Source organism: Dactylosporangium cerinum (assembly GCF_042653625.1).
Classification (GTDB): domain Bacteria; phylum Actinomycetota; class Actinomycetes; order Mycobacteriales; family Micromonosporaceae; genus Dactylosporangium; species Dactylosporangium cerinum.
The window spans coordinates 35,230-60,752 of the sequence record NZ_JBHSIU010000054.1 but is presented as its reverse complement, the minus strand read 5'-3'; the positions used below and the strand labels follow the sequence as shown (position 1 = coordinate 60,752).

Genomic DNA, 25,523 nt, shown 5'->3' with positions numbered 1-25,523 from the left:
GCGAGGCGCGGTGCGGTGCGGTGCGACAGCGGGGCGCCGGTTCGCTACGGTGTCTAGGTCATGGAGCCGCGGATCGGCGAGCGCATCATCGGGCGGGACCATCCCGCGGCCCTGCTGCGCGCCGCGGTCGACCGGGCCGTCGCCAGCCACGGCGGTCTGGTCCTCGTCGCCGGCGAGCCGGGCATCGGCAAGACCACGCTCGTGACCGCCGCGGCCGACGAGGCCCGGCAGCGGGGCGCCCTGGTGCTCGGCGCCGCCTGCTGGGACTCCGACAGCGCGCCCGGCTACTGGCCCTGGGTGCAGGTGCTGCGCGGGCTGCGGCGTTCCGCCGGCGACTGGGCCCTCGCCCAGGAATCGGCCGGCCCCGGCCTCCAGGTCCTGCTCGGCGAAGCGACAGGCGCAGGCAGAGCCACAGCCACAACCACAGCCACAACCACGGACGCGGACGCGGACGCGGACCCGGAAGGCCGGCCGGACAGCGGAACGGCGGGTGACGGCGACCGCGAGGCGTTCGCGCTCCACGACGCGGTGACCACCGCGCTCGTCTCGGTCTCCCAGCGCCGACCGGTCGTCGTCGTCCTCGACGACCTGCACTGGGCCGACCCGGCGTCCATGCGCCTGCTGCGGTTCGCCACGCAGCACACCTGGTTCGAGCGGTTGCTGGTGATCGGCACGTACCGTGACGCGGAGGTCGATTCGGCCGAGCACCGGCTGCACGCGGTGCTGATGCCGCTGATCGCGAAGGCCACCACCGTCACCCTCACCGGCCTGGCCCGGGCCGAGGTCGGCGCGCTGATCAGTCGCACCGCCGGCCGGGAACCCGACCCGGAAACGCTCAGCGAGGTGCACCGGCGCACCGGCGGCAACCCGTTCTTCGTCGAGCAGACCGCCCGGCTGTGGCGCGCGGGCGGCCCGGTCACCACGATCGCCCCCGGCGTCCGGCAGGCCGTGCAGGGGCGTCTCGCCGAGCTGCCCGGCGCGGTCGTCGACGCGCTCACCGGCGCCGCCGTGCTGGGCCGCGACTTCCACCGCCAGGTCCTGGCCGCCTGCCTGCCCGGCCCGGTCGCGCAGGTCGACCGGCTCCTGGACCGGGCGGTGACGGCACGGCTCGTGACCGCCCACGGTGAGGGGCGGTTCGCCTTCGCCCATGACCTGGTCCGCGAGACGCTGTATGACGGGCTGCCCGACGAGGACCGGCACGCCCGGCACGCCGCCGTCGTCCGCGCCGTCGACCGCTCCGATGCCCTCGCCGAGCGGCTGATCCCCGCCGACCTGGCCCGGCACGCCTGGCTGGCCGGCGCCGCCCTGGAGGCGTCCCGGGCCGCCGACCTGCTCGCCGCCGCCGCCCGGGAGGCGGCCCTGCGGCTGGCCACGGAGGAGGCGGTGCTGCACTTCCGCCGCGCGTTGGAGCGCACCGAGGACCCGGCCCAGCGGGTCAGGACGATGGTCGACCTCGGCCGGCACCTGCACCACCACGGCGACCGTGGCGAGGCCGACCGCCTCCTCGCCGACGCCGGGGCGCTCGCGCTCGCCCTCGACGATCCGGTGCTGCTGGCCCGGGTCGCGCACACCATGTATCGGCAGACGACGGTCGCGGACCGCTCGGCCGACCCGGCGGAACTGCTCCGCGAGGCGCACCGGCGGCTCATCGGCGAACCGGACGCCACGGCGCCGCTCACCGTGCTGGCCGCCGACCTCATCACCGCCACCGAGACGATCGCCCGCCGCGGCCACGACGACGAGACGCTCACGTTCAGCCTCTGGGCGCGCCACGACACCACCTGGGGCATGGGCACCGCCGCCGACCGGGCCACGCTGACCGCCGAGATCCGTGACGTGGCGCGGCGCACCGGCGACCTGGAGACCGAGCTGTGGGCCACGTCGCTGCGCTGGGTCGCCCTGCTGGAGCTCGGCGACCCCGCCTACCACCGGGAGTTGACCGCCTTCGTCGCCGGCGGCCGGGCCAGCGCCGCCGCCGGCTACCGGATGGGGGCGGCTATCGACGGCGGCATCGTCGCCTCGTTCCGGGGTGACTTCGCCGAGGCCGGCGAGCTGTTCACGGAACTGGACGAGATCATCGTGGGGGAGCAGTCCGACCCCTATTGCCTGAGCGAGCAGGTGCGCTGGTCGTGGCTGACGCTGCAGGGCAGGTTCGCCGAGGCGGACGAGGCGCTGGAGCGGATGGGCCAGGCCGAGGGGAACCTGAGGGACCTGCTGCGGGCCATCACCGCGGCCGAGCGCGGCGACCACGCGACGGCCGTCGAGCTGACCGCCGGCATCGAGGCGGCCGGGGCGAGCTTCACCCGTGCCGTCTCGCCGCTGTGGCACCGCCTCCAGGCACTTGTCGCCGCGGCGACCGCCGATCCACAGCGCTGTGCGCGGATCCGGGAGACGCTCGACCCGCACCGCGGCCAATGGATCGTCGCGCTCTTCGGCTGTGACGTCAGTGGCCCGGTGGATTACTGGCTGGCCCTGGTCGACCTGGCGCAGCAGCGGTGGGCCGACGCCGTCACCGGCTTCAGCGCGGCCCGCGACGGTGCCGGCCGGATGGGCTCGCAGCCCTGGTCGCTGCTCGCCCGGGCCGGCCTGGTGGACGCGCTGACCGGCCGCGGACAACCGGGGGACACCGCGGCGGCGGCCGAGGAACGCGCCACCGCCGGGTCCGCGGCGCAGGCCCTGGGCATGGCGCAGGTGCTGCAGCGGCTCGGCGCGGCGACGGCCGGGCCGGAGCGGGATTCCGAGGTCCGCCGTGACGGGCCGGAGCGGGCGTCCGCCGACTATGCGTTCCGCCGTGACGGGCCGGTCTGGCAGCTCACCTACGCCGGCACGGTCGTGCACCTGCCGGACGCCAAGGGCCTGCACGACCTGCGCCTGCTGCTGAGCCGCCCGGGCACCGACGTGCCGGCGGCCGAGTTGCTGGACCCGGCGGCCGGCCCCGATCTCGTCGCCGCCCGCCGGTTCGGCGGCGACCCTGTGCTGGACGACGAGGCCAAGGTGCGCTACCGGCTGCACCTCGACCAGCTCGACGAGGAGATCGACCGGGCCGCCATCCGCGGCGACGAGGCCCGGCTCGCCGCCCTCGACGCCGAACGGGCGGCGCTGCTGGAGCACCTGCGGGCCGCCGCCGGGCTGGCCGGGCGCAACCGCCGCCTCGGCGACGACGCCGAACGCGCCCGCAAGACCGTGACGGCCCGCATCCGGGACACGCTGCGCCGCCTCGACGGCCGGCACCCGGCCCTCGCCGCCCACCTGCGCGACACCGTCTCGACCGGCAGCACCTGCGGCTACCACCCGGCCGAACCGCTGCCGTGGCGCTTCTAGGGGCTGTATCGAAGTGGATGGCCGGGCTGCGGCGGACTCAGACGCCGCCTGGACCCACGCCGGTCACACCTGGATACAACCCCGGTATCCAGGCGCGCCCGGCGCGGCCCCAGCCGACGCCTGAGCCTCGCCTCGCTCCGACCCCCACTTCGATACAGCCCCTGGCGCCTCAGCGACGGTTGTAGCGACGCATCGTCAGCGTGCCGAAGACCACCAGGAACCCGGCGCTCCACAGCAGCACCCACATCAGGTTCTTCGCGTCGGAGGATCCGGCCATCGCCGCCCGCACCGACGCCACCAGATGGGTGATCGGGTTGGCCTTCACGAACGCCTGCAGCCAGCCCGGCATCGTGACCGGGTTGACGAAGACGTTGCTCAGGAACGTCAGCGGGAACAGCACCATCATGCTGACCCCCATCACCGACTTCTCGCTGCGCAGCACCAGCCCGAAGAACGTCCACACCCAGGAGAACGCAAACGAGAAGACCACGATCAGGCCGATCCCGGCCAGCACCCCGGGCAGCCCCCCGCCGGGCCGGAACCCGAGGATCAGCCCCACCCCGAGCATGACCAGCGCGCCGAGGACGTAGCGCAGCACGTCGCCGAGGATCATGCCGACCAGCGCGGCGGGCCGCCAGATCGGCAGCGTCCGGAACCGGTCGAAGACCCCCTTCTCGATGTCGGTGTTCAACCCGACGCCGGTGTACATGGTGATCATCACGACGCTCGTCACCATGATCCCCGGCAGGAAGAACTGCAGGTAGTCCCGCGGGCTGCCGGCGAGCGCGCCGCCGAACAGGTACGTGAACATCAGCACCATGATGATCGGGAACGCGGTGACGTCGAACAGCTGCTCCGGCACGTGCTTGATCTTCAGCATCGCCCGCCAGCCGAAGGTGAGCGACGCGGACAGCGCGCTCGGTCTCGGCGGCCTCGAGCCCGGCGCGAGGACCGTGGCGAGTGCCTCCGCCGACGGCACGTACAGCGTCGGCGCCCGGCCGGTCGTGGTGGTGACGTCACTCATCGGGCCTTCTCCATCTGCTCGTCCCGCTCGCCGGCCTCGGCGGCGGGGTGGTCGGTCAGGGCCAGGAAGACCTCGTCCAGGCTCGGCTGGCCCAGCGAGAAGTCGTCGACCACGATGCCGGCGCGGGCCAGGTTGCCCAGCGCGAGCGCGGCCTGGGCGCCGGCGTCGAGGTCGGATCCGGCGCCGCCCACGCGGGCGGTCATCGCCACCGGGTCCGGCTCCAGCTGCACCGGCACGCCCAGCGCGGACTGCAGCACCCGCTCCGCGTCGTCGCGTCGCGCCGGGTCCCGCAACCGCACGTGGACGGTGCCGGAGCCCACCGACGACTTCAGTTCGCCCGGGGTGCCCTCCGCGATCACCCGGCCGTGGTCGACGACCGCGATCCGCCCGGCCAGCTGATCCGCTTCGTCCAGGTACTGCGTGGTCAGCAGCACCGTCGTGCCGTGTGCCACCACCGCCCGGATGATCTCCCACACCTGGTTGCGGCTGCGCGGGTCCAGCCCGGTCGTCGGCTCGTCCAGGAACAACAGGTCCGGCGTGCTGAGGATGCTCGCCGCGATGTCGATCCGCCGGCGCATCCCGCCGGAGTACTTCTTGACCTGCCGCGCCGCCGCCTCGGTCAGGCCGAACGCGGCCAGCAGACCTTCGGCCCGGTCCCGGGCGGCGGTCCGGCCCAGCCCGAGCAGGCGGCCCAGCAGGACCAGGTTCTCCGCGCCGGTCAGGTCCTCGTCCACCGACGCGTACTGCCCCGTCAGGCTGACCCGGGCCCGGACCGCGTCGGCCTCGGTCACCACGTCGTGGCCGAAGACCCTGGCCTGGCCGCCGTCCGGGCGCAGCAGCGTGGCGAGGACCCGCACCGTCGTGGTCTTGCCCGCGCCGTTCGGCCCGAGCAGCCCGTACACGGTGCCGGTGGGGATCTGCAGGTCGATGCCGTCCAGGGCGCGGGTCGTCCCGAACGACCGGGTCAGGCCGACCGCCTCGACGGCCGGCCCGGTGGTGCGTCTGCTCATGTGCCGCAACCTTCCTGTGTTGTCGTTTCAGCTGGTGTACGGGCGTGCTGCCCGTCCTTCCCGCAACGTCAGGCCCCACCAGCCGAGCTGGTCGAGCATGACCGTGACGTCACGGCGCAGCTGGTCGTCGGCCGGCGGCGCCGGTTCGCCGCACAGCAGGTCGAACGCGACGACGCCGGCCACCGTCACCGTGTGCAGGGCCGTGAAGACCGTCCGGAGGTGGTCGACGGCGTGCAGCCCGGTCGAGTGGCAGCCGTAGGACACGAACCCGACCGGCTTGGCCCGCCACTCGTCATAGGCGTAGTCGATCGCCTGCTTCAACGAAGCCGGGAAACTGTGGTTGTACTCCGGGGTGACCACGACGAACGCCTCCGCGTCGTCCACCCGCCGCACGAACGACCGCATCGCCGCTGTCGCCTCCGCCGGGTAGCTGCCGGGGAAGTCGTAGTCGGCGAGGTCGACGGCGGTCACGGCCAGGTCGTCGCGCTCACCCGCCCGTTCGACGAGCCAGCGACCGACCCGGTCGCCCATCCGCCCCTCACGGGTACTGCCGATGATCACGGCAACGCGCAGCGGCGTCATGGTCACCTCCCCGGTTCCGTCGGTTTCATCCGACAGGCGCGAGACGGCATCTGGCAGCCGCGAGACGGCGTCTGGCGGCCCGCCGCCACGAAACGCGCGGGGACACGGCCGAACCGGCCGTTTGCTGCCGTTCGTTCAGGAACGAACGGGCCCGGACAGCGACCGGTGCGGCCGGAAGGATCCCGTCCTCCCGACCGCACCGGCCAACCACTCCCGCTTCGCCGCCTCCGGCTGTGGAGCGCACCCACAGCCGGACCCTTCGGACAGCGTCGCCGGAGAGCTCTCCCTAACGCCGTGTTCGGCGCGGGACTACTTCAAGGACATCATCCAGTCCCGCAACTGGCGGGCCTGGCGGTCGAGCTCGCCGCGAGCCGCGCCGGCGGCGGGTGAGCCGGTCAGTGCGATGATCTTGTTGAGCGACGTGGTCGCGGCGTTGTGGTCCTGCCGCAGGTAGGCGGCCTGGGCGTCGTCGAGGAGCGCGGTGGCCGCCGCGGCGGACTCCGGGTCCAGCGTGCCGGCCGCGGTACTGGTGGTGATCAGCGTGCGGGTCTGCCGGAAGGTCGAGCAGTTCGCCTCGGTCTGGCCGGCGGTCCAGCTGATGCCGGCCAGCAAGATCTTGGTGAATGACTCGCGGTAGTACTGCGCGCGGTCGTGGCCGAGGATGAGCGAGAACTGGCGGCCACCGTCGTAGTTCTGGCACCACGCGATCGGGTGGTCGCCACCCATGAGTGCCATCGGGTTGTTCGCGGCGTTGCCACTGTTGAGACTCCGGCTGTATGACGATTCGTCCAGGCTCAGCAGCGTGTGCACCTCGGCGCGCGGGTTGTGGTCGAAGTTGTACAGCTCGTCGATGGTGAGCCAGGTCTTCGGCAGGTGCGCGGTGGCCGGGTTCGTGGAGTCCTCGGTGTTGACCCGCACGTTGATGCAGCTGCCGCAGGTGCCCTCGCCGTTCTGGCCGCCAGGGTGGTTGGTGAACCAGGCCCCGACCAGGTCGCGGTACCACGGCACGTTGTGGATCGCGTCGGACGCGCCGTGCAGCCCGACGTATCCGCCGCCGGCCTGGACGTAGCCCTTGAACGCGGCCAGTTCGTCGGCATTGAGCGCGTCGGACGCCGGTGCGCTGTTGGGGTTGGTCCCGTCCACCGGGGAGCCGAAGATGATCGTCTTGTACTTCGCCAGGTCGGCGGCGGAGGTGAACGGCGTGCTCGGCAGCGATGCCGGGGCCAGCCTCGGGTCCCAGATGTCGACGTCGAAGCCGTGCTGCTGACCCCACTGCTCGACGAGCAGGGCGGTGTCGGCGATGTGGTCGTGCCGGAAGCCCTTGGTGGCCGAGAAGTACAGCACCCGGTAGGTGGCGCCGGGGAAGTTCGTGGAGGCCGTGAGCGGGATTGCCGGTGCGATCGGGTTGGGCCCGGCGGCCGGCGTGACGGTCATGCCGGTCGCCGGATCGCCGGGGAGCTTCCCGGCGAGCTGATCCTGCAGATAGCGGGCGTCGCCGACGAGCGTGTCCCGGACCGCGCCGGAGGCCGGGCCGCCCTGCACGGTAGCGACGAACTGGTTGAGGGCCCGCTTCGCCTGGTTGGTGTTGCCCAGTTCCGCGAGGCTCGCCGCCTCCGTCAGCTTGGCGCGCAGGTCGGCCGCGAGGTCCGCGCTGATCGCGCCGCTGGTGACGTAACCGCCGATGAGGGTGTCGAGGTCGGCGAACGAGGTGGTCACCACGAACGTCTGGTCGAACCGCGCCGCGTTGCCGGCGGCGTCGCTGGCCACCACGCTGATCGTGTGCGCCCCGGTGGCGAGGGTGGAGGTGGCGACGGGCAGCGGGGTCGTTTCGGTCTGGTCGATCCACATGCGGTGGATGAAGACGCCGCCGGAGCCGGGTGCGGGATCGGTCCGGGTCGGGATCAGCGTGGCGGTGTGGCCGACGTGCCCGTCGACGATGCCGGGCCAGCTGACCACCGGGGCGACGGTGTCGATCCGGACCGTGATCGTGCGGACGGCCTCGGCCGAACCGTCGCCGCCGACTGCGCGGTAGCCGACCGTGGTGGTGCCCTGCTGGGTGATCTGCACCGAGCCGGTCAACGTCGAGGGGTACGGGCCGGTCGCGGACGTCGCGGTCTGGAACGGTGCCGCGTTGCCGAGCCGGTACTCCAGGCGTTGGACGCCGTTGGCCGCGTCGGTTGCGGACAGGTTCAGCGTGACCGGGCCCCGGTAGTAGTTGTTGGTCCCGGTGGGAGGTGCGGGGGTGAGGGTGGCCGGTGTGCTCGTCGGCGCGGCCCATGCCGGGACGGCGATGGCGAGCGACCCGACGGACAGGGACGCCACCGGCACGGCAATGGCCAGGCGGCGTAACAGGTGCCGGCGGGAGGTTCGGTGCGGGTGCGCCGTCAGGGCGCTGGTGGTTGGCGGTTGGCTGGGCATGCTTCTTCCTTCCGGTTCTGGAGCAGGAACGGGAACGGAACGGCAACGGGGAAGTGGCAACGGGGAAGTGGCAACGGGTCCGGACGGTGTCCGGTGCGGCCGGAAGGATCCCGTCCTCCCGACCGCACCGGCCAACTACTCCCGCTTCGCCGCCTCCGGCTGTGGAGCGCACCCACCGCCGGACCCTCTGGACAGCGCGCGGCGTCGCCACAGTAGGAGCCTTCCGCTCACCAAGTCCAGAGCTTCGACGTCATTTGGTTGAACTTTCATCGATCTGTGCAAAAGTGCGCCGGCCGCCCTCGCGTACACCGGAATCCGCCACTGTGCAGATGGCCTTATTGTCAAAAGCTAGCTGGCGTCATGCCCTGCATCCCGCGACTTTCGGCAGTTCAGACGCGGTGTGTAACGCCAATCGCGGGTCCTTCGCTCCTTACAGCGGGATCATTCTGGTGACCACCGGGAGCCAGGTTCACGGACAACAAACTTTCGTAAGTACAAATAAAAGTTGAAGCCGATCACGTCGAACTTTCGCGGATTTGAACCTTTCTTTTGATGGACTCGAGTTGTACGGTGGCAACAGCTTTACCGAGCCAGTCGCTCGCCCCGCTGAGCGGGATCCCGGCGAGCACTGACGCGCAGCTCGGTGATGCATTCGCGGTTCCAACCACCACCGCGCGCCTCCCTCCGGGCGTGCCGGAGCACCACACACCCCGTCACCACACCCCGTAACACGACCGGACGTCGTCCGCTCGCGGCGCACCGCCGCGGCTCACGACGGTCCGTTCGTCTTGCACCCCTGCGGAGGAGGTCCCATGACCAGAGCTCCAGGCCGTCGCGCCACCACGTACGCCAGCCTGCTCGCGCTCGTTGCAAGTGTGTTGGTCGGGACGGCGTCGGCGTCCGCCCCGGCGGTCGCCGCGCCCCAGCCGTCCAGTAATGGCATCCAGTACAAGGTCCTGGCGTTCACCAAGGCGGCCGGCGCGAAACACGCGTCGACCTCGGCCGGCGTCAACGCGCTCAAGGAACTCGGCAAGCAGCTCCGATTCACCGTCGAGGAGACCGACGACGCCAGGAAGTTCGACGAACCCCACCTCAAGCAGTTCCGGGTGGTCGTCTTCCTCAACACGTCCGGTGACGTGCTCGACGCGACCCAGCAGGCCGCGTTCGAGTCGTACTACCGGGACGGCGGCGGCTTCGTCGGCATCCACTCGGCGATCGAGACCGAGCCGGACTGGCCGTTCCTGACCGAGGTCCTCGGCACCAGGGCGGCGGGTTCGTCCAGCGTCACCAAGGCCACGATCAAGGTCGCGGACCGCGTACACCCGGCGTCGGGGAATCTGCCCGAGCGCTGGGAACGCACCGATCAGTGGTACAACTTCACGTCCAACGTGCGGGGCGTCTCGCACGTGCTGGCGACCGTCGACGAGACCACGTACAGCGGCGGCACGATGGGGTCCGACCACCCGATCACCTGGTGCAAGGACTACCAGGGCGGCCGCTCGTTCTACACCGGGCTCGGCGACACGCCGGCGAGCTTCGCCACGGCGGACCTGCGGTCCCACCTCGGCGGCGCGATCCAGTGGGCGGCCGGCCAGACCGACGGTGACTGCGGTGCGACCGTGCTGGCGAACTACCAGATGGACTACGTCGCCGCGCCGCCGAACGTCAGCGAGCCGATCGGCTTCGACGTGCTGCCCGACGGCCGCGTCGTGCAGACCGACCGCCGTGGCGGCGTCCGCCTGCACGACCCGGCGAACAACACCACCCACCTGCTGGCCCAGATCCCGGTGTACATGGCCAGCGAGGACGGCATGTACGGCCCGGCGATCGACAACGACTTCGCCAACAACCGCTGGGTCTACCTGTACTACTCGCCGCTGACCATGGAAGCGCCGTATCCGCAGACGACGCCGACCGCGAACGCCCCGACGACGGGCGCCGACCCCAGCGTCTGGGATCCGTGGAAGGGCTACTTCCAGCTGTCGCGGTTCAAGTTCGTCGACGGTCCCACCCCGACCCTCGACGTCGCGTCCGAGCAGAAGATCATGAAGGTGCCGGTCGATCGCGGGGCCTGCTGCCACGTGGCCGGCGACATCACCTTCGACAAGGACAACAACCTGTGGATGGTGACCGGCGACGACACCCCGGCGGGTGGCGGCAACTCCGGTGGCTTCGCGCCGTTCAACGACATGCTCACCACGACCGGGCAGTACAACGCCCAGTTCGTCGACGCCCGCCGCTCGGCGATGAACACCAACGACCTGCGGGGCAAGGTCCTGCGCATCAAGGTCCAGTCTGACGGTTCCTACACCGTCCCGGCCGGCAACCTGTTCACCGGCAACGAGGAGGGCGGCGGCAAGACCCGGCCCGAGATCTACGCCATGGGCTTCCGCAACCCGTTCCGCATCACCGTGGACAAGGCCGGCGTCGCCTACGTCACCGACTACTCGCCCGACTCCTCGACGCCGCAGGTGAACCGCGGACCCGCCGGCACCGGCCGGATGGAGATCGTGCGGAAGCCGGCCAACTACGGCTGGCCGCTGTGCTACTCGCCGACGCTGCCGTACTACCGGTGGAACTTCAACACCTCGACGCCGCTGGACAGCCCGCCGCAGGCGTTCGAGTGCAACAACCCGGACCACGGCCCGGCCAACACGTCTCGGTGGAACACCGGCCTGACCTATGCGCCGCCGATCGCACAGCCGGACATGTGGTACTCGTTCCAGGACAACAACGCGGCCAACCCGCTCGGCACGCCCTGCGCGGCGTACTACATGGTGAGCCCGGCCGGCAAGTGCCCGCAGCTGTTCCCGGAGCTCGGCACCGGCGGCGTCGGGCCGCACGGCGCGGCCAAGTACGACTACGACGCGAACAACCCCAACCCGACGAAGTTCCCGGCGTACTACGACCAGTCCATCTTCTTCGGCGAGTTCACCCGCGACTACCTGCGGGAGATCCGCCTGGACTCGTCCGGGCAGGTCTTCAAGATCAACGATCTGCTCAGCTGTGGCGCGGGACCGACCACGCCCGCCCGGCCGTTCCTGTGCGACAACCCCATGGACATGATGTGGGGCAAGGACGGCAGCTTCTACCTGCTGACCTACGGTGACGGCTTCTTCAACATCAACCCCGATGCCGCACTGGTGAAGTTCAGCTACGTCAAGGGCACCCGGGCACCGGTCGCGAAGCTGTCGGCCACCCCGACCGACGGTGTCGGGCCCCTGACCGTCGCGTTCTCCAGCGAAGGCTCGAAGGACCCGGACCCGGGCGACTCCATCAAGTTCGCCTGGGACTTCGACGGCAACGGCACGACCGACTCCGTCGACCCGGACCCGACGTTCACGTACACCACGAACGGGGTGTACACGGCCCGGCTGACCGTCACGGACTCCAGCGGCAAGACCGCCTCGGCCAACACGACGATCACCGTCGGCAACACCTCACCGACGGTCAAGGTCACCGTGCCGATCGAGGGTGGGCTGTTCGCCTTCGGCGACTCGATCCCGTTCAACGTCACGGTCACCGACCCGCAGGACGGTGCCATCGACTGCTCCAAGGTCGAGGTGACGTTCGTGCTCGGGCACGACAGCCACGGCCACGCGGAGACGACCGTCAACGGCTGCTCCGGGACACTGCCCACGTCCGAGGAGGACGTCTCGCACGGCGGCAACGTGTTCGGCGTGATCAGTGCCTCGTACACGGACAAGGGCGGTCCCGGCGGCATCCCGGCGCTGACCACGGTCGCGCAGACGACGGTCCGGCAGAAGAAGCAGGAGCTCGAGTTCGCCGTCGACCAGTCCGGCACGAACACGGCGGCGACCGCCGACACCGGTGGCGGGCTGCAACGCGGCAGCCTCGGCAGCGGTGACTGGATCGCCCTCAACGGCACGGTCGACCTCGAGAACATCGCCTCGCTGACGTTCCGCACGTCCGGTGGCAGCGGTGCGGCCGGCACCGGTTCCGTCGAGGTCCGCCTGGACGCGGTCGACGGGCCGGTCCTGACCACGGTCACGATCGCGCCCACCGCGAACGCGACCACGTATGCCAGCCAGACCTTCCCGATCACTGACCCAGGCGGGGCACACCGGATCTACCTGGTGTTCCGTCCCGTCGCAGGCGGGCCGACGAACAACTTCTTCAACCTCAACTGGGTGGAGTTCGGCGGTCAGGGCGTGAGCGCGCCCTAGCACCACCCCAACCGGGGCGGGGTGCGACACCCCGCAGTGCCGCCGCACCCCGCCCCGGTCTGAACCACACGCACTACCAGCAGAAGGAGCAACACATGTCCGGAAAGATCAACCGCCGTCGGTTATTGGCCGGTGCCGGTCTCACGGCGGCGGCCGCGTTCACCCCGCTCGGCCCGGCCTCCGTCTTCTCGCCCACGTCGGCGAGCGCGGCCAACGGCCGGCTCATCCCCGGCGGCAAGCTCGGCACCATCACGTACAGCCAGCGCGACGTGCCGACCCGGATCGGCATCGCCGCGAGCGCCGCGCTGGGGGTGGCGCCGACGATGGGTTACCTGGGCGGCCCCAACTTCCCCAAGGACCCGACCGACCTCGGGCCGCTGGTGCCGCTCCCCGGCGGCTGGGTGGAGCTGTTCGCGTTCCTCGCCAACGCCGGGTTCAAGCAGATCGAGTTCGCCGGCTACGGCCAGAACGCCGCGAACCCGGGCGGCGCCGCGCCGAACCCGGCCCCGGGCGGCGTCACCACCCCGGAGGCTCGGGCAGCCTACCTGGCGTACGCCCGCACCCTGCGCGGTTTCCTCGACGCCTACGGCCTGGAGGCGATCGGCAACCACGGGTTCGTCCCGAACACCTGGAACGGCCCGGGCAGCGCCGGCGGCGCGATGACCACCCAGGACTACAACCGGCTGCAGACCGAGCTGGAGTTCGCGGCGATCCTCGGCATGCCGTTCATGGGCACCGGCAGCGACCCGACGAGCGCCAACAACCGCAACATCGAGCCGTGGACCCTCGCGGGCGAGAAGTGGTCGGCGCTCAACGAGATCAGCGTGGGCCAGTGGGGCATCCAGATGTACACCCACAACCACTCGCCGGCGTACAACTTCCTCCAGGACGGGCCACTCGTCACCGTCACCGAGGACCGGCTCACCGGCGCGCCGATCGCGCCGACCCAGGTCCGCGGCGAGTCGGGCAAGCGGCTCATGCAGCACTACCTCGATGTCACCAACCCCGACCTCGTCGTCATCGAGATGGACGTCTACTGGGCCCACGTCGCGCAGCACCAGCACCGCTGGCGCTACGACTGGGACGGCAAGCGCGTCCAGGACATCTTCGACCCGACCGCCCAGGTCGCGAAGCAGACCAAGCGGTACGCGCTGTTCCACGCCAAGGACGGCGACGCCACCGGCCAGGCCCCCGGCGTGGGTGACGGCTACTCGTGGATCCCGTTCGGCGACCCCCGCAGCGACATCAACTACGAGGGGTTCTACAGCAACATCGGCGCCAAGGGCTTCCACAACTCGAACTACGAGCAGGACAACGCCCCCGGCGGTAACGGCGACCCCGGCCAGTCGCTGCGATTCTCCAGGATCAGCGCCGCCGGCATGGCCGCCCTGCGCGGCTGACCCGTCCGACAAAAGAGGCCATTGGAGGCCGTCCCCGCCAGCCCCGGGGACGGCCTTCGGTCGTGCGCCCGCTGTGCCGATACGATCGACGTCCACGAGCATCGTCCCGGTGGTCTTCGGCGAGCCCCGGGCGTCCGTGTTCGTGCCGCCTCGACGTGCCTGGAGTCGCCATGTCCCACCAATCGCCGATCGTGGGTGCCGTATGAGCAACCGGACGAAGCTGCGCCCAGCCCCTCGCCGCGGTGCCGGCCGGAGCGCCGCCGCGTCGCCGTCGATCTGGCGCCGGCTGGCCGTGCCGGTCGCTGCCCTGGTCGTCGGCGGGTTGCTCGGCGGCTGGATCGGCGCCGCCACGGCCGACCCGCGCTCCGACACGCAGCGGCGCATCGACGCCCTGCAGGCGGCCGAGGTGCAGCGCGACGTCGAGCAGGTCGTGCGCCTGACCGATCAGGCGCGCCGCAACGCCGACCTGCTGGCGCCGGTCATGGAGGCGATGTACACCGCGCTGCCCGCCGGCGCCGCGGCACCCGGACCGCTGGCAACCGCCGCGCAGGTGGAGGGCTGGAAGGCGGTCACCCGCAAGGTTGTCAGCGACTTCGCGGAGGCGCAGTCCGCCGGGACGGCGGTCAACGTCGCCCGGTCCGGCTTCGCCACCGGCGCCCGCCAGCTCGACCTGGCCGTCGACACGTACGCCGAGGTGGTCAGGGCCACCGACGCGCAGCGGCCGGCGCTGCTCGCCCTCGCCGCCCGGCAACGCGACAGCGCCGTGGTGACCTGGTCCATCGGTGGGACGCAGCTCGACTCGCTCAACGTCGACACCGGTCACGGCCACCAGCACGTGTTCCTGCCGAGCACGCCCGGGCAGGGGGCGATGACGTCTGACGGTTCGAAGGAGGGCAACTGACCGCCGGGAGCCGACGGGACCACGGCGTCCGTCAAGGACGTCGTGGCCGGTGTGCAGGGGCACACAAACAACCTGCGAGGCGATTCTCCTCCCCGGTTTTACCCGGGTCAGGTGCACGGGATCGCCGTCCGACCTTTCAGTCCTTCAGCCTGAGCTCAACTGTGCTATCAGTCTCGCTCTCCCGCTCGTCTCGCAGGCCACGTCCCACGTTACGCCGGAACCAGGCCGGTGCGGGGCCGGCGCGGGGTGAGAATCCGGGGGAGAGGCCGTCGCGTCACATGCCACCGAATGACCAGCCGGCCTCCGCGCCCGGGCAGTCCTGGCCGCCCACGGGCAGTTTCACGTTGAGGGACGTGCCGCGGCCGGCCGCGCTGGTCAGCGCCAGCGTGCCGCCGAGCGCCTCGACGCGGTCGCGCACGCCGGCCAGGCCGAAGTCCTGCTCCGGATCCGCGCCGACGCCGTCGTGGTGCACGGTCACGCTGAGGACCTCGCCCCACGCTGTTCCGTCGGTCGCTGATCCGTCCGCAACGATGTCGAGGTCCACGTCGATCGCCGAGGCGTCGGCGTGCGCAGCCGAGTTGGCGATCGCTTCCGAGACCACGTAATAGGCGGCGACCTCGACGTAGCCGGGCAGGCGACGCTTCGGCCCGGTGCGGACCGCCACCGGGACCGGGCAGCGGCGGGCGAGCGACTTGATCGCGGAGCCCAGCCCGCCCTGGGCGACGATCGCCGGGTGTATGCCGCGGACGATCCGCTGGAGATGCTCGAGGACGCCGGACAGCCCCGCGGCGGTGTCCGACAGGCGGGACCGCAGCTCGGCGAGCTCCTGGGGGATCAGCGCCTCGGCAACGCGCAACTCGAGCCCGAGTGAGATGAGCCGCTGCAGCACCCGGTCGTGGAGGTCGCGTTCGATGTCGCGGCGGCCCTCGTCGGCGGCGAAGACCAGCCGGGCACGGGACGCGTTGAGCTCCGCACGGCTCTCGGTGTTGGCGATCGCGGTCGCGACGAGTTCGGTGAACTGGGCGAGCTCGTGCTCGGCGCCGGGTGGCGCCGGGCCGACCCGGGACCACAGGGCGACGAGGACGCCCCAGACCTGGCCGTCGACGACGACCGGCGCGCCGGCTGAGGCGTGGAAACCCTCGGCGCGGGCGAGGTCGGCGGTCGGACCGCTGCTGCCGTCGTAGGAGTCCATGCGGGCCGGACGGGAGTCGCGCAGCACCAGCGCCGAGACGCCGCCGGAAGGGTTGAGCCGCTTGCCCAGCATCGACTCGGCTTCTGATCTGCCGTGCTCGGCGACGACGGTGACCGTGCTGGGGCCGTCCCGGCGCAGCACCCGCGTGGCGTCCGCCTTGAACAGCTCGGCCGCCTCGGCCGCGACCGTGGCGGCGAGCTCGGCGAGGGCGACGCCGTGGGCCACGAGCACCGCCACCCGTCGGAGCGCCGCCTGTTGCGTGAGGAGCGCCTGCAGCTCGGTCCGGCTTGCCTGCAGCGAACGGCTGGCCCGCAGCACCGTCGCCAGCCCGGGCACCACCCCGTCCTGCAGGCGCCTCATGACCCGGTCCGGCAGATCTGCGGGCACGACCAGCGCGCCGGGCCGCAGCGGCAGCTGGATCCGGCCCTCGTTCGGCGGGACCTCGCCAACCTCGATCACCGCGAATGGCACCTGCATGGCATGCGCGAGCCGGTCTGAGGCTTCGGGAAGCACCGCTTGCACATCACCGGCGCCGAGGATGATCCGGGTCAGCTCGGCGACCGCGTCAGCCTCCCGGCGCCGTTCGACGGCCTCGAGCGCCCGGGCGCGGGCTAATTGCGCCACCGAACTGCCGACCCCGGCGACCATGAGGTACGCCGCGAGCTCGAGCCAGTCCCGCCAGTCCTCCGTGGTGAAGAGCCCGACCGGCGGGGTGTGGAAGAAGTCGAACGCAACCGCGCTGGCGATCGACGTCGCCACGCCCAGCCACAGGCCCCACACCGTGGAGACGAGGAGCACACCGATCAGGTAGACGAGGGCCAGGGCCTCTCTGGGAGCGACATGCCGGAGCGGGTAGACCAACAGGGTCTCCACGACGATGAGCCCGGCGCCGACTGCGATCCCTATGGAGAGCGGTGGCGGACTGGGCCGCACCAGCCACGCCGCCAGGCGTCCCTGCATCATCGGCCCTCTTCTCGAGCGCGTCGGTTCCGCTGTGTCAGGGCAGGGCGGAGCCGGTCGAGCGGAGTCAACGAGTCGATGGTAGGGCGGCGGGGCATCGGACGACCCACGCGTGGTGGTCCGGGCGCCGCGGACCACCCCCTATTTCACCCCGGCCGCCGGCGGTGCCCGGATCCAAGGTGGCGCGACCCTGGATGTGTACAACTTCTCCACCGCCGACGGCGGTCGCATCACGCAATGGGCGCGTGGTGACGGCGCGAACCAGCAGTGGCAGTTCGTGGATTCCGGCGGCGGCTACTACCGGCTGAAGTCGAAGCATTCCGGCAAGGTCCTGGACGTCTACAACCTCTCCACCGCCGACGGTGCCGCGATCGTGCAGTGGGCCGACGGTAACGGCACCAACCAGCAGTTCCGGCTCGCCGACTCCTCCGACGGCTACGTCCGGCTGCTCAACCGGCAGCGGGCTGCGGCTGCAGGCGGCCACCATCACCGGCGACCTGTATGCGGCCCGCAACACGCTGACGCACCGCATCCGGGGCCCGACGTCCACCGCGACGGTCGAACTGGACTACTCGGCCCGGCGCCATCGGCATGAGGTTGCGCAGTCGCCCCGTGGATCCGCGGGGCGACTGGTCCCTGGACATCGAGGGGCTCAGGGCGAGGAACCGGCGGCCGGCGGCACGTTCGCGTCGATCGGGATCGTGACCAGGATTGTCGTGCCGCTGCCGGCCGGGCTCACGATCTCCAGGTGGCCGCCGACGGTCTCGATGCGGTCCTGGAGCCCGATCAGTCCGGACCCCCGGCCGATGCCGGCACCCCCGACGCCGTCGTCCCTGATCGAGAGCCGGAGGATCGCATCCGTCGCGGCGGTGTCGACATGCACCACGGTCGCCTGAGCGTGTTTGGCTGCGTTCGTCAGGGCTTCGGACACCACGTAGTACGTCGTCACCTCGACCCGCTCGGGCAACCGGCGGTCGATGTCCAGGGCGAGTTCGACGGGAAGTGCGCTGCGGCGGGCAAGGCTTCTGAGCGCCGGGCCGAGTCCACCCTTGGACAGCATCGCCGGATGGATGCCCCGCGAGATTTCCCGGAGATCCTCACAGGCGCTGGTCAGACCGGTAGCGATCTCCGTCAGTCCCTCCTGGGCCACGTCACATCCGGGTGGCAGGGTGGCCTGCAAGGTGCGCGTCTGAAGGCCGAGCGAAATGAGACGTTGCTGCGCGCCGTCGTGCAGGTCGCGTTCGAGCCGCCGACGGGCTTCGTCCGTGGCGGCGACGATGCGCGCGCGGGAGGCGGTGAGCTGCGCACGGCTGTCAGCGTTGGCGATGGCGGCAGCAACCAGCTCGGTGAAGTCGGCCAGCCGTGCTCGCACTGCGGCCGTTATCGGTGTGGTCTTCGTGGTGGAGACGACGGCTGCGCCCCAGAGCCGGCCTTCGACCACAACCGGCACACCGACCCCCGAACGTATACCCAACGCTCGCAGGACCGCGGCGGTGGTGCCTGCGGCAGCGTTGTCATAGCTGGCCGCGGCCGGCCGGCCGGTGCGCCTGATTCTCCCGGACAGGCAGTTGTCATCAAGCCGGAGGCGCGTCCCGGTCGGCATCTCGCCGACGCCGGGCTCGCTGCGACCCGAAACGAGGGTGCCTGTGTAGTCCGGCTCGTAGCGGATGAGCCCCGTGCCGTACGGGCCGAGCAGCTGGCACAGTTCGGCGGTCACCGCGTCGAACACCTCAGCCGGTGCGGCCCCGTGTGCGACCAGGGTCGCCACTCGCCGCAACGAGGCCTGTTCCGCCGCCAGCCCGGTGGCCTCCACGCGGGCCGCTGTCAGTGAGTCGGTGATCCCCTCCCGTTCGCGCGCCGCACCCAGCAGAGACTCCAGGGACGGCACCACGCGTTGCCGCAAGCGCTCCCGGGTCCGGTCGGGGGCGTCAGCCGGGATCAGCAGCGTGCCCAGGGGCGTCGCGCCGTCCCACAGGGGGAACTCGGCCCACTGCTCGTCCCCGGGAACCGCCTGGAGCTTGATTGCCGCAGACCGCAGTTCGAACGCCTCCGCGAGCCGCTGCGACGCCGGGCCAAGCGTCGAACGCAGATCGTCGGCGCGCAGCATCCGGTGCGCCAGTTCGGCGGCGAGGTCGGCCTCCTGACGGCGCTCGGACGCCTCGACTGCGCGGGACCGGGCCAGGTTTGCGACGAAGGTGGTGAACAGCCCCGCGACGATGAACACCGCTACCGTCTGCAGGTCGTGCCGGGTGGTGAGGTTCAGCGACCAGAAGGGAGCTACGTAGAAGTAGTTAAATACAATGGCACTCGCCACCGCGGTCAACACGCCGAGCCAGGCGCCCCACATGCTCGAGACCACCAGAACGCCGCACAGGTAGGCCACACTTCGGGCGTCGTCTCCGGGGCCTCCCCTGAAGGGCAGCAGCGCGACCGTCTGCACCGCGATGAGCATCAATGCGGTGATCAGACCGACCTCGATCGGCGGCCGTTTCTGAGACAGCAACAGCGCCATCAGGCGGGCCGACATCAGCGACCGCCCCCCACGTCTCACGTCGACACGGGGCGGCTGCGCCTGGCTGAATACCGCTCCACATCGACCCGTGACGGCGTCCCGACGTACTTTGCGTCGTCCCTTGAATGATAGCCCGGTGGTGCCGCGTACCGTCAGCCCACGGTAGCGGCTGAGCCGCTGTCCGACTTATGAGCGCAGGTGGCGGATGTCGTCGGGATGCTGGCCGACAGCAGGGTGCCGCCGCCGACGGGGCTGGTGATGGTGAGGTGTCCGCCGAGTGCCTCGACCCGGTCCTGGAGGGCGGTGAGGCCGGTCCCGAGGTGAGGGTCCGCGCCTCCGACGCCGTCGTCACGGATCGACAGGTGCAGGGCGGCATCGCGGGTTGCCGCCTGCACGTGCACCACCGAGGCGTGGGCATGCCTGGCCGCGTTGGTCAGCGCTTCGGACACGACGTGATACGCGGCGACCTCAACCACCGGCGGCATGCGCGGGCAGTTTCGCAGGTCGACTTCGACCGGCACCGGCGATCTGCGGGCGAGTGCCTTGATCGCGGGCGGCAGGCCGCCGGCAGCGAGCAACGTCGGATGGATGCCCCGCGAGATCTCCCGCAGGTCGTCCACGGCACCGTTCAGATCGCGCAGGGCACGCGACAGTTCCGCCCTGGTCTGCTCCAGCTCCGGCGGCAGGCTGGCCTGCACGGCACCGAACTGCATCGCGACGGAGAAGAGGTGCTGCAGCGCGCCGTCGTGCAGGTCGCGCTCGATGCGCTGGCGGGCCTGGTCCGCGGCGACGACCAGCCGGGCCCGGGACGCGATGAGCTCGGCCTGGGTGTCGGCGTTGGCGATGGCGGTGGCGGCAAGGCCGACGAAGGCCGTGACGCGGGCCTCGGTGTCCGGCGGTAGCGGCTCGGGCCGGGTCGACCCGACGGCCGCTGCACCCCACAGCCGCCCCTCGACCACGATCGGTGCTCCGACCACCGAGCGGACGCCCAGTTCGCGAGCGAGCGCGCCGATGGGGCCGGTGGCGTCCTCGAAGCTGTCCATCCGGGCGACGCGGCCGGTGTCCCACACCAGCGCCGGGACGTTGTCGCCCTCGAACGACAGGCGCACCTGATCCGGGCTCAGGCCGGACAGGCTGGTCGAGATGGTGCTGGCCGTCGCGTCGTTTTCGAAGCGGCACAGCCAGGTGCTGTACTGCTCGCCGAGCAGCCCGTGCAGTTCCGTCGTGATCGCGTCGAAGACCTCGGCCGGACGGCCATTGTGCGCCACGAGGTTCGCCACCCGCCCCAACGCGGCTTGTTCAGCGGCGAGGCTGCCCAGGCGCGCCCGGCTGGCTTCCAGTGAGTCCAACACGGCCGCACGGTCGCGCCCGGCGTGCAGCAGCGACGCCAACGACGGCACGACGCGCTCCCGTAGTCGCCGCGTCGTCCGCTCGGGCACGTCGACCGGCACCAGCAGCGTCCCGAGCTGGGCAGCGCCGGCGCACAGCGGAAACGCCGAGTGTCGGTCATCACCGGGGACGACGGCGAGGTCGATCACCGCGTCCGGCAGCTTGAGCGATCGCGCGACGCACTGTGCGACCGCGGGCAGCACCGCGGGAAGATCGTCCGCGTGCAGCAGCAGCCGGGCCATCTCGGCGCTGAGATCAGCATCCTCGGCCTCGACGGTGCGCAGCCGGGACAGGTCCGCCACCGCACTCATGGCCACCGCGACGAAGAGCAGGACCGCCAACCCGACGACCTGCCGTATGTCGGCGGCGACGATCTTGTTGATGGGCTGAACGTGAAAGAAGACGAACGCCGCCGTGCTCGCCACCGCGGTGGCCATCCCGAGCCACATTCCCCACACCATCGAGGCCACCAGCACGCCGACGATGTAGATCATGCCCGGGTAGAACGGTGTCATGACCCCCTGGAGGGGATAGAGCACGAGGGACTCCACCACCATGAGCGCGGCGACGACCGCGATCCCCAACCAGATGGGCGGGGGTGTCGGTCGCACGAGCCGTGCGAGCGAACCGACATGCACTGACGAAATTCTACTCCCCGACCTCAGATCGGCATGATGGTCCAAGAGCAGGTTGGAGCTGCGTCGGCGATCCGCGAGCGCCACCGATACATCTGATGTAGTCACGACGACCTTGCCGGGCGAGGCACGCACCAGTGCACGACTATGGACACTGTGGTGCTTCTGGTTTATAAATACATCTGATGTATGGCGGATCTCGACCCGCTTCAACAGCCCCTCCGCGCGCCGTGCAGGCAACGACACCCCCGATACGCCAGTCCACGCTTCCGCGCCCGCGGCGGCGGCGCTGACCCGTGCCGAAACGCGCTGCGCGGCGCGCGCCCACATCGAAACGGAAGGAGCTCCGGTGAACCGCAAAGCTCTCCTCAGCTGCGGTCTGGCTGTCACGCTCGGCGCGGCCATGTTCACCACTGGCTGCGGCAACGACGCCGGTTCCGGCACGGGCGGCAACACCAGCTCGGCGCCGCTGGTCGGGGTCGACTACCCGCGCTCGGACACCGACTTCTGGAACTCCTACATCAAGTACGCGCCGCAGTACGCCAAGGAACTGGGGGTCGAGCTCAAGGCCACCAACTCGCAGAACGACATCGCGAATCTCATCTCCAACGCGCAGACCTTCATCAGCCAAGGGGTGAAGGGCGTCGTGATGGCACCGCAGGACACCGCGGCCATCGCCCCGACGCTGGGCCAGCTCGAGGCCAAGAAGATCCCGGTCGTCACCATCGACACGAGGCCGGACACCGGCAAGGTGTTCATGGTGGTGCGCGCCGACAACCGTGCCTACGGCACCAAGGCGTGCCAGTTCCTGGGCACGAAGCTCGGCGGCAAGGGCAAGGTCGTCATGCTGCAGGGCGACCTGGCCTCGATCAACGGCCGGGACCGCACCGAGGCGTTCAACGAGTGCATGACGAAGGACTTCCCCGGGATCACCGTGTTCGGTGAGGCCACCGACTGGAAGGCCGACGTCGCCGCGGCGAAGCTGCAGACCCGGTTCGCGTCCGACCCGGAGATCAAGGGCGTCTACATGCAGTCGTCGTTCGCGCTGTCCGGCACGTTGCAGATTCTCAAGCAGAAGGGGCTGCAGGTCCCGCCGTCGGACCCGAAGCACGTCTTCATCGTCTCCAACGACGGCATCCCCGAGGAGCTCAAGGACATCGGCAGCGGCGCCATCGACGCCACCGTCAGCCAGCCGGCCGACCTCTACGCCAAGTACGGGCTCTCCTACGTCAAGGCGGCGATCGACGGCAAGACGTTCCAGCCCGGCCCGACCGACCACGGCAGCACCATCATCCAGGTCCGCGACGGCCTGCTGGAGGACCAGCTCGCCGCACCCCTGGTGACCCAGGACGGCGCCACCATCGGCGGCCAGCCGACCCTCAAGTTCGACGACACAACCCTGTGGGGCAACACCGCATGAGCTCCACCCGGCAAGGCCCGACCGGCGGGCCGGTCCCCAGCGGCCGGCCCGTCGTCGAGGCCATGGACATCACCAAACGGTTCGGCTCCACGCTCGCGCTGTCCCACGCCGGCATCGTGGTGCGCCAGGGTGAGACCCACGCCCTGGTCGGGCGCAACGGCGCCGGCAAGTCGACGCTCGTCAGCATCCTCACCGGCCTGCAGACGGCCGACGAAGGCATCGTCACCTTCGACGGCACGCCCGCACCGCCGCCCGGCGACCGCGACGGCTGGCGGCGACGGGTGGCGTGCGTGTATCAGAAGTCCACCATCATCCCGGCGCTCACCGTGGCGGAGAACCTCTTCCTCAACCGGCACGCGCGCGGGCCGGGCCGGCTGATCCGCTGGCCGGCCCTGCGGCGGGAGGCCGAGCAGCTGCTCGTCACCTGGTCGGTCGACGTCGACGTGCGGCAGCCGGCCGCCACGCTGTCGGTGGAGCAGCGGCAGTTCGTGGAGATCGCGCGGGCACTGTCGTTCGGCGCCCGGTTCATCATCCTGGACGAGCCGACCGCGCAGCTGGACGCCGCCGGGATCAGCCGCCTCTTCCAACGGATCCGTGACCTCCGGGCCCAGGGGGTCACGTTCCTGTTCATCAGCCACCATCTGCAGGAGATCTACGAGATCTGCGATCAGGTGACGGTCTTCCGCGACGCCCGGCACATCCTCACCGAGCCGGTGGCCGACCTGAGCCGCCCGGCCCTGGTGGCGGCGATGACCGGCGAGGACGTGAGCCTGCCCGAGGCCGTCCACCGGCCGCTGCCGCCGGGCGCGCCGGTGCTGCTGTCCGTGCGGGGACTGGCCACCCGCTCCGGCGCCGAGCTGTCGATGGAGGCAAGGGCCGGGGAGGTCGTCGGCATCGCGGGTGGCGGCGGCAGCGGCAAGGTCGAGGTCGCCGAGGCGATCGTGGGTCTGTCCCGTCCCGCCGCCGGGACGGTCACGATCGACGGCCGGGTGCTGCGGCCGGGCAGCGTGCCGGACGCGCTCGCGGCCGGCGTCGGCCTGGTGCCGCAGGACCGGCACCGGGAGGGCCTGGTGCCGCAGCTGTCGATCGGGGAGAACGTCACGATGACCGTCCCGCATCGCATCGGGCGCAACGGGTTCATCTCCCCGGCCCGGCGCGATGCCTTCGCCCGCGGCGCCATCGCCGACCTCGACGTCAAGGCGCCCGGCCCGCACGTGCCGGTCGCCGAGCTCTCCGGAGGCAATCAGCAGAAGGTGGTGATGGGCCGCGCCCTGGCCGGCGACCCGAAGGTGCTCGTGCTCATCACCCCGACCGCGGGCGTCGACGTGCGCTCCAAGCAGACGCTGCTCGGCGTCGTGGAGCGGATGCGCCGGCAGGGCACCACCGTGCTCGTCGTCTCCGACGAACTCGACGACCTGCGCCAGTGCGACCGGGTCCTGGTGATGTTCCGGGGCCGGGTCACCGGGGAGAAGGCGTCCGGCTGGACCGACAACGAACTGGTAGCCGCCATGGAGGGGGTCGACGTCGACCATGTCTGACACGCTGTCCGAGACCGCCGTGACCCCGTCGCCCGGGGTACGCCGCAGCCCCGCGTTCGCCCGGCTGCGGGACCTGGCACTGGTCCCGGCGATCATCGCCGTCGCCGTCGTCGGCTACCTCGTCAACCCGGTCTTCCTGCAGTCCGACAACATCGTCAACGTGCTGCAGAGCATGTCGGAGATCTCCGTCCTGGTGCTGGCCCAGACCATGGTTCTGATCACCGGCAAGATGGACCTGTCGCTGGAGTCCACGTTCGGGCTCGCCCCCGGCATCGCCGCCTGGCTGATCATCGACCCGGCCGTCACGCACGGCCTCGGCGTCCACGTCCTGCCGCCGGCCCTGGCCATCCCGGTGGTGCTGCTCGTCGGCGCCTTGGTCGGCGCCTTCAACGGGCTGCTCATCGTCCGCTTCGGCCTCAACGGGTTCATCGTCACCCTCGGCATGCTGATCGTGTTGCGCGGCCTGCTGACCGGGATCTCCGGCGGCAAGACCTTCTTCGCCCTGCCGTCGTCGATGACCTACCTCGGCTCCGCGACCTGGCTCGGGGTGCCGGCGTCGGTCTGGATCTCGCTGCTGCTGTTCGTGGCCGGGATCGTGGTGCTCGGCTACACCCGGGCGGGCCGGGCGCTGTACGCGATCGGCGGCAACGTCGACGCGGCGCGCGCGGCCGGCATCCGCACCGACCGGATCCTGTGGGTCACGCTGGTGGTGGCCGGCACGCTCGCGGCGCTCGCGGGCCTGCTGATGAGCGGCCGGCTCGCGGCCGTGCCCGCCGCGCAGGGCAACGGCGCCATCTTCCAGGTCTTCGCCGCGGCGGTCATCGGTGGCGTCAGCCTCAACGGTGGCAAGGGAACCGTGTTCGGCGCCTTCACCGGCGTCCTGCTGCTGTTCATGATCATAAACGTGCTGACGCTGGCCGGGGTGCCCGCGCAGTGGACGAACTTCCTCAACGGCGCCGTCATCCTGGTCGCGCTCGTGGTCGCCCGGATCACCGGCGGCAAGGCCCAGACGTGACGCCGGTCGATCCCTTCCG

The 25,523-nt window shown here is 71.0% G+C and carries 14 protein-coding genes and 1 pseudogene; 8 read left to right on the top strand and 7 right to left on the bottom strand.

Annotated elements, in window-relative coordinates:
* Positions 1-60 precede the first annotated feature (60 nt).
* Positions 61-3,321, top strand: coding sequence for an ATP-binding protein (locus ACFPIJ_RS38135; RefSeq protein ID WP_380122777.1), 3,261 nt, complete (start codon positions 61-63; stop codon positions 3,319-3,321).
* A gap of 169 nt (positions 3,322-3,490) precedes the next feature.
* On the opposite strand, the gene ACFPIJ_RS38130 is transcribed toward ACFPIJ_RS38135, so the two are convergent.
* The 4 genes from ACFPIJ_RS38130 to ACFPIJ_RS38115 form a co-directional block, all read right to left on the bottom strand.
* The gene (locus ACFPIJ_RS38130; RefSeq protein ID WP_380122776.1) at positions 3,491-4,345 is read right to left on the bottom strand and encodes an ABC transporter permease; all 855 of its coding nucleotides are present in this window, start codon (positions 4,343-4,345) and stop codon (positions 3,491-3,493) included.
* Positions 4,342-5,355 (bottom strand): ATP-binding cassette domain-containing protein, encoded by a 1,014-nt coding sequence (locus ACFPIJ_RS38125; RefSeq protein WP_380122774.1) that lies wholly within the window; start codon positions 5,353-5,355, stop codon positions 4,342-4,344. Before ACFPIJ_RS38125 ends, ACFPIJ_RS38130 begins: the two co-directional genes overlap by 4 nt.
* Before the next feature lie 27 nt (positions 5,356-5,382).
* On the bottom strand, positions 5,383-5,937 hold the full coding sequence (locus ACFPIJ_RS38120) for an NADPH-dependent FMN reductase (protein WP_380122772.1): 555 nt from the start codon (positions 5,935-5,937) through the stop codon (positions 5,383-5,385).
* Positions 5,938-6,246: 309 nt separating this feature from the next.
* Positions 6,247-8,355, bottom strand: coding sequence for a ThuA domain-containing protein (locus ACFPIJ_RS38115; RefSeq protein WP_380122770.1), 2,109 nt, complete (start codon positions 8,353-8,355; stop codon positions 6,247-6,249).
* A gap of 812 nt (positions 8,356-9,167) precedes the next feature.
* Here ACFPIJ_RS38115 and ACFPIJ_RS38110 point away from each other — a divergent pair.
* From ACFPIJ_RS38110 to ACFPIJ_RS38100, 3 genes are all read left to right on the top strand, one after another.
* Positions 9,168-12,542 (top strand): ThuA domain-containing protein, encoded by a 3,375-nt coding sequence (locus ACFPIJ_RS38110; protein WP_380122768.1) that lies wholly within the window; start codon positions 9,168-9,170, stop codon positions 12,540-12,542.
* 95 nt (positions 12,543-12,637) lie between these two features.
* Positions 12,638-13,942 carry a sugar phosphate isomerase/epimerase family protein gene (locus tag ACFPIJ_RS38105; protein WP_380122766.1) on the top strand — a complete coding sequence of 435 codons (1,305 nt, stop codon included), beginning with the start codon at positions 12,638-12,640 and terminating at the stop codon, positions 13,940-13,942.
* A 202-nt stretch (positions 13,943-14,144) separates the two neighbouring features.
* On the top strand, positions 14,145-14,843 hold the full coding sequence (locus ACFPIJ_RS38100; protein ID WP_380122764.1) for a hypothetical protein: 699 nt from the start codon (positions 14,145-14,147) through the stop codon (positions 14,841-14,843).
* A gap of 274 nt (positions 14,844-15,117) precedes the next feature.
* Here ACFPIJ_RS38100 and ACFPIJ_RS38095 read toward each other — a convergent pair whose 3' ends face one another.
* On the bottom strand, positions 15,118-16,998 hold the full coding sequence (locus ACFPIJ_RS38095; RefSeq protein WP_380122763.1) for a sensor histidine kinase: 1,881 nt from the start codon (positions 16,996-16,998) through the stop codon (positions 15,118-15,120).
* 178 nt (positions 16,999-17,176) lie between these two features.
* On the opposite strand from ACFPIJ_RS38095, the pseudogene ACFPIJ_RS38090 reads away from it, so the two are divergent.
* Positions 17,177-17,452 (top strand): annotated as a pseudogene (locus ACFPIJ_RS38090) (RICIN domain-containing protein); the annotation flags it as partial.
* Positions 17,453-17,647: 195 nt separating this feature from the next.
* On the opposite strand, the gene ACFPIJ_RS38085 reads toward ACFPIJ_RS38090, so the two are convergent.
* Entirely contained in the window at positions 17,648-19,522 is a 1,875-nt protein-coding gene (locus tag ACFPIJ_RS38085) for a DUF4118 domain-containing protein (protein WP_380122761.1), read from the bottom strand.
* A 137-nt stretch (positions 19,523-19,659) separates the two neighbouring features.
* Positions 19,660-21,744 (bottom strand): sensor histidine kinase, encoded by a 2,085-nt coding sequence (locus ACFPIJ_RS38080; protein ID WP_380122759.1) that lies wholly within the window; start codon positions 21,742-21,744, stop codon positions 19,660-19,662.
* Between the two features lie 136 nt (positions 21,745-21,880).
* Here ACFPIJ_RS38080 and ACFPIJ_RS38075 point away from each other — a divergent pair, with 136 nt between their 5' ends.
* The 3 genes from ACFPIJ_RS38075 to ACFPIJ_RS38065 are packed head-to-tail and all read left to right on the top strand — an operon-like array spanning position 21,881 to position 25,504.
* Positions 21,881-22,951 carry a sugar ABC transporter substrate-binding protein gene (locus ACFPIJ_RS38075; protein WP_380122757.1) on the top strand — a complete coding sequence of 357 codons (1,071 nt, stop codon included), beginning with the start codon at positions 21,881-21,883 and terminating at the stop codon, positions 22,949-22,951.
* Positions 22,948-24,489, top strand: a complete 1,542-nt coding sequence (locus ACFPIJ_RS38070; protein WP_380122755.1) for a sugar ABC transporter ATP-binding protein — start codon at positions 22,948-22,950, stop codon at positions 24,487-24,489. Before ACFPIJ_RS38075 ends, ACFPIJ_RS38070 begins: the two co-directional genes overlap by 4 nt.
* Positions 24,482-25,504, top strand: a complete 1,023-nt coding sequence (locus ACFPIJ_RS38065) for an ABC transporter permease (RefSeq protein ID WP_380122753.1) — start codon at positions 24,482-24,484, stop codon at positions 25,502-25,504. Before ACFPIJ_RS38070 ends, ACFPIJ_RS38065 begins: the two co-directional genes overlap by 8 nt.
* Positions 25,505-25,523: the final 19 nt, after the last annotated feature.

Excerpts from the sequence above, each read along its gene's own strand:
- ACFPIJ_RS38135 (WP_380122777.1), top strand. The coding sequence starts at position 61 with ATGGAGCCGCGGATCGGCGAGCGCATCATCGGGCGGGACCATCCCGCG.
- ACFPIJ_RS38130 (WP_380122776.1), bottom strand. The coding sequence starts at position 4,345 with ATGAGTGACGTCACCACCACGACCGGCCGGGCGCCGACGCTGTACGTG.
- ACFPIJ_RS38125 (WP_380122774.1), bottom strand. The coding sequence starts at position 5,355 with ATGAGCAGACGCACCACCGGGCCGGCCGTCGAGGCGGTCGGCCTGACC.
- ACFPIJ_RS38120 (WP_380122772.1), bottom strand. The coding sequence starts at position 5,937 with ATGACGCCGCTGCGCGTTGCCGTGATCATCGGCAGTACCCGTGAGGGG.
- ACFPIJ_RS38115 (WP_380122770.1), bottom strand. The coding sequence starts at position 8,355 with ATGCCCAGCCAACCGCCAACCACCAGCGCCCTGACGGCGCACCCGCAC.
- ACFPIJ_RS38110 (WP_380122768.1), top strand. The coding sequence starts at position 9,168 with ATGACCAGAGCTCCAGGCCGTCGCGCCACCACGTACGCCAGCCTGCTC.
- ACFPIJ_RS38105 (WP_380122766.1), top strand. The coding sequence starts at position 12,638 with ATGTCCGGAAAGATCAACCGCCGTCGGTTATTGGCCGGTGCCGGTCTC.
- ACFPIJ_RS38100 (WP_380122764.1), top strand. The coding sequence starts at position 14,145 with ATGAGCAACCGGACGAAGCTGCGCCCAGCCCCTCGCCGCGGTGCCGGC.
- ACFPIJ_RS38095 (WP_380122763.1), bottom strand. The coding sequence starts at position 16,998 with ATGATGCAGGGACGCCTGGCGGCGTGGCTGGTGCGGCCCAGTCCGCCA.
- ACFPIJ_RS38085 (WP_380122761.1), bottom strand. The coding sequence starts at position 19,522 with ATGTCGGCCCGCCTGATGGCGCTGTTGCTGTCTCAGAAACGGCCGCCG.
- ACFPIJ_RS38070 (WP_380122755.1), top strand. The coding sequence starts at position 22,948 with ATGAGCTCCACCCGGCAAGGCCCGACCGGCGGGCCGGTCCCCAGCGGC.
- ACFPIJ_RS38065 (WP_380122753.1), top strand. The coding sequence starts at position 24,482 with ATGTCTGACACGCTGTCCGAGACCGCCGTGACCCCGTCGCCCGGGGTA.